The 3,922-nt window shown below is 56.9% G+C and carries 6 protein-coding genes; 4 read left to right on the top strand and 2 right to left on the bottom strand.

The annotated features are described in order from the left end of the window. From ACXJ5O_RS20900 to ACXJ5O_RS20885, 4 genes are all read left to right on the top strand, one after another. Positions 1-552: amidase family protein (locus ACXJ5O_RS20900; RefSeq protein WP_457301565.1), on the top strand; the 552-nt coding region annotated here is incomplete at its 5' end. Beyond that, a complete protein-coding gene (locus ACXJ5O_RS20895) occupies positions 552-1,451 on the top strand; it encodes a LysR family transcriptional regulator (protein WP_457301564.1) in 900 nt (299 codons plus the stop codon). The genes ACXJ5O_RS20900 and ACXJ5O_RS20895, both read left to right, overlap by 1 nt. Before the next feature lie 82 nt (positions 1,452-1,533). Next, positions 1,534-2,193, top strand: a complete 660-nt coding sequence (locus tag ACXJ5O_RS20890) for a DUF1007 family protein (protein ID WP_457301563.1) — start codon at positions 1,534-1,536, stop codon at positions 2,191-2,193. 12 nt (positions 2,194-2,205) lie between these two features. After that, the gene (locus tag ACXJ5O_RS20885) at positions 2,206-3,273 is read left to right on the top strand and encodes a nickel/cobalt transporter (protein WP_457301562.1); all 1,068 of its coding nucleotides are present in this window, start codon (positions 2,206-2,208) and stop codon (positions 3,271-3,273) included. On the opposite strand, the gene ACXJ5O_RS20880 is transcribed toward ACXJ5O_RS20885, so the two are convergent. Next, positions 3,270-3,482 carry a hypothetical protein gene (locus tag ACXJ5O_RS20880; RefSeq protein WP_271898220.1) on the bottom strand — a complete coding sequence of 71 codons (213 nt, stop codon included), beginning with the start codon at positions 3,480-3,482 and terminating at the stop codon, positions 3,270-3,272. The two genes, ACXJ5O_RS20885 and ACXJ5O_RS20880, sit on opposite strands and share 4 nt — an antisense overlap. 229 nt (positions 3,483-3,711) lie before the next feature. After that, on the bottom strand, positions 3,712-3,922 hold a 211-nt coding region (locus ACXJ5O_RS20875), incomplete at its 5' end, for a GNAT family N-acetyltransferase (protein ID WP_457301561.1).

The following is a 3,922-nucleotide window of genomic DNA, read 5'->3' as shown; positions in this document are numbered from 1 at the left end:
GAAGATACGGCCTACCGGAACATGTATGCGATCGTCAGCGGCCATCTCGGCCATGCTCGCTCGGCGCGTCAGCCGACCGCATCCATGGACGATCTCTATTTGTGTTTGCGCCAGGTCCAGGCGTTTGAAGCGTGGAGCGAACACGGTGCATGGATTTCGGCGAAAGAGCGCAATCTCGGTCCTGCCGTCAAGGAACGTTTCGATTATGGCTCGACCATCGATCTTGAAACCTACCGGCGGCAAATGATACGCCGCRATCTGTTCCGCAGCGAGTTGGCCGACCTTTTGAAGGATGACGGCATCATGGTCCTGCCGACGGTCCCGGGTGCAGCGCCGCTCGTCAGCACGTCTTTCGAGGATAGCCAGGCCTATCGCGAGCGCTGCGTGCGGCTGTTCTGTCTTTCCGGCCTTTCCGGTTTCCCCCAGATCACCCTGCCGCTCGGCGAAGTAAATGGCGCACCCTTCGGCATTTCGCTGATTGGGCCGAAAGGCAGCGACCGTGCCCTGATCAAGCTTGGCCGCGCCATTCTTAGCAGTACCGAAAGAACCTGATGGACACGCTCACCCGCATGCGCGCTTTTATCGACGTCGTCGAAGCGGAGGGTTTTTCCGCCGCAGCGCGGAAGATCGGGCGGTCCAAGGCTCTCCTGTCCAAATATGTGCGCGAACTGGAAGATGAACTCGGCGCGCTGCTCCTCAACCGCACCACGAGGCAGTTTTCCCTGACCGAAGCGGGCCACACTTACTATCAGCGCGCCAGTGAAATTCTGCGTGAGGTCGAGAGCCTGCAGGAAACGGTGCGCGAATCGAGCAGCGATATCAAAGGCCGCATCAAGATCTCGGCCTCGCGATCCTTTGCTGATGCGGACATCGGCCAATGCCTCATCGATTTCTGCGCCGAGCAGCCCGATATCATTCTCGATGTGCGGCTGGACGACCGCTTTGTCGACCTCGTCGAGGAAGGTTTCGACCTCGCCATACGCATCACCCGCATGCAGGACTCGTCCCTCATTGCCAAGCGCCTCGCCCCCTTTCGGGTCATCGCCTGCGGCACGCGTGAATTGATCGAACGCGTTGGAAAACCTGAACGGCCGGAGCAGTTGTCCTCCCTGCCATGTATCGTGGATACCAACAATCGCTCCCGCAATACCTGGCAGTTCCAGAAAGAGAATGGGCCGTCGATTTCCGTCCAGCTATCCGGTCCCATGGAAATCAACAGCCCGCTCGCAACCCGCCGCGCGGCGCTCGCCGGGTTGGGCTTTGCCCTGCTGCCTGATTTCATTGCGCAGCCGGATATCGAAAGCGGCAGACTTGTCGCGGTGCTTGAAGAATTTGTCATGCATGACGCCGGAATTTATGCGGTCTACCCGCATCGTCGTTACCTGCCGGCAAAGGTAAGAGTGCTGGTCGACTACCTTACAAAATGGTTTAAGGACAATCGCCGCGTCTAAACGCGATCATACTGTAATAATATATCGTCCCAATTTCGCCAATTTCGCATAGTCCTCTGCGCCAACCATTAAGGGCAACTCCATGCACCAACGATTCGGGGTTTTCATCGGCGCACTGGCGGCGGGATTGACCTTCGCCACGCCGGCCTACGTGCACCCGCATGTCTTTGCCGAAGCGCGTCTGGATATCACCATCAAGCCAGACGGCACCGTCGAGAAGCTCGGTCATGTCTGGCGTTTCGACGATTTGTTCTCCAGCACTGTCCTCGTCGAATTCGACAAGAACGGCGATCTGAAACTGGATGACAAGGAACTCGCCGATCTGGCCAGCACGATCAATGAGTCGGTCTCCGAGTTCGATTACTTCCAGACCGTGCAGCTCAATGGCAAGACCATCATCATGGCAGCGCCCGAACGTCTGATCGCCGATTTCCAGAACAACCAATTGCTGATCATCTTCGAAAGTAAGCCGAAACAGCCGCTGAAGCTCGGCAAGAAGACAAGTTTCGGCGTCTATGACCCTACATTCTACACCGCAATCGATTATGTGAATGATAGCGACATCCACGTTACCAGCGTCCCGGAAGGCTGCACCCAGAAGGTTGTGCGCCCCGATCCAGATCAGGCGATCGCCCAAAACCAGGCAACGCTGACCGATAGTTTTTTCAACGATCCCACCGGCACCAACATGTCGAAGATATTCGCGACGCGGCTTGAAATCGAATGCCCGGCGAAGAGTTAGGACGAAGATAACATGCGGAAAAAAACCCTGTTCGGAGCACTTGTCCTCGCATTGTTGTTCAGTGGCCATGCGCTGGCGCAGAAAACTTCGCTTGGCATCGGTATGAACGAGGTTGCCATGCAACCGACAGGGCCATTCGCGGAAATCATCCTCTGGATTAACATGCAGCAGCGCAGTTTCTATCTCGCCATGACGCATGCACTCAAAGGCATGCGCGAAGACCCATGGCAGGCGTCGATCCTTGTTGGCTTGTCATTCCTTTACGGTATTCTCCATGCTGTCGGCCCTGGCCATGGCAAGGCGGTAATCTCGTCCTATATGCTGGCCAATGAAACGACGCTGAAGCGTGGGATCGTCCTCTCTTTCGCCTCGTCGATGCTGCAGGCTTTCACCGCGATCTTCGTCATCGGCCTCACCTTCCTCGTGCTACGCGGCACGACTGTCTCGATGGACGATGCCACGCATTATATGGAAATGGCGAGCTTCATTCTGATCATCGCCTTTGGCCTTTCGCTGCTATGGCGCAAGGTGCCGGTGCTTTTCCGCCCCCGTGTCGCGCACCTGATGCCCGAAAAGATCGTGGCGGGTCACGATCACCATCATGACCACGACCATCACGACCATCACGATCACGGTCATGCGCACGGCGCCCACAGCCATGATCACCATGACCACGGCCATCATCACAATCACGCGGCGGGTGAAGTCTGCGAAACCTGCGGCCATTCCCATGCGCCGGACCCGGCGATGATCGCCGGTAATTTCAACTGGAAAACCGCATGGTCGGCAATTATCGCTGTTGGCCTTCGCCCCTGCTCCGGCGCACTGATCGTCCTGACCTTCTCGCTGCTGAATGGCCTCGTCCTCGGCGGCGTTCTCTCGGTCTTCGCCATGGCGCTCGGCACGTTCATTACCGTCGCCATATTGGCAACGTTGGCTGTGACCGCAAAGAATGTCGCGCTGCGCGTTTCCGGCGCTTCCGCGCTTTCAGTCCGCGTTCAAAACATCATAGAGATCGGCGGCGCACTATTCATCGTGCTCTTTGGCGTCTTGCTGCTGACCGCCTCGCTGCAATATTAAGGCTGGTCATTCTCATGCTGTTTTCTGGCGCGCAGCCAGAAAACGAAAAAGAAACCCGCAACAAAGACCACGGCAAAAACGCCTGCCGCCAGCGTTGATCGTTCGCCGAGCGCCAGCATCAGCGTCGGCATCCAATAGGCGACGAAGCCAAAGCCAAGCATGATACAGGCGGCGGCAATGGCCGCATTACGGGTTTTCGGATCGGTCACGCTGTTGCTTTCATTCAATGCATCTCAGCGCGTTTGTAACCGCGTGGCGGTTTTATGCAAGTGCGCCACGTTTATCTCCCCCCTTGTGGGGGAGAAAGGGTTTTCTTGGATTTAGCCTCTTCGCTAAATCCTTAGAAAACCCAAGAGAGGGGATTTGGAGCGCATAAGCAAAATCCCCTCTTGCGATTTCTCTCCCACAAGGGGAGAGATAACCCGCGCCACCAAAACATCACCCAACACGAAACTCTTCCAGCCGCTTGATCTGTTTGCCATTGGCATCGAAATTATCCGGCGAAAGCCAGGCCTCGTAAGCAGCCTTCAGCGCGGGCCATTCACTATCGATGACCGAATACCACGCCGGGTCGCGGGTCTTGCCTTTCTGCACCATGTGCTGACGGACAGTGCCTGCGAACTTGAAACCGAACCGCTCCGCCGCCCGT

The sequence above is a fragment of the Phyllobacterium sp. P5_D12 genome, from assembly GCF_054049495.1.
This window is presented reverse-complemented; position numbering and strand designations above follow the sequence as displayed.

Coding starts and splice junctions, on each gene's coding strand:
- ACXJ5O_RS20895 (WP_457301564.1), top strand. CDS start 552: ATGGACACGCTCACCCGCATGCGCGCTTTTATCGACGTCGTCGAAGCG.
- ACXJ5O_RS20890 (WP_457301563.1), top strand. CDS start 1,534: ATGCACCAACGATTCGGGGTTTTCATCGGCGCACTGGCGGCGGGATTG.
- ACXJ5O_RS20885 (WP_457301562.1), top strand. CDS start 2,206: ATGCGGAAAAAAACCCTGTTCGGAGCACTTGTCCTCGCATTGTTGTTC.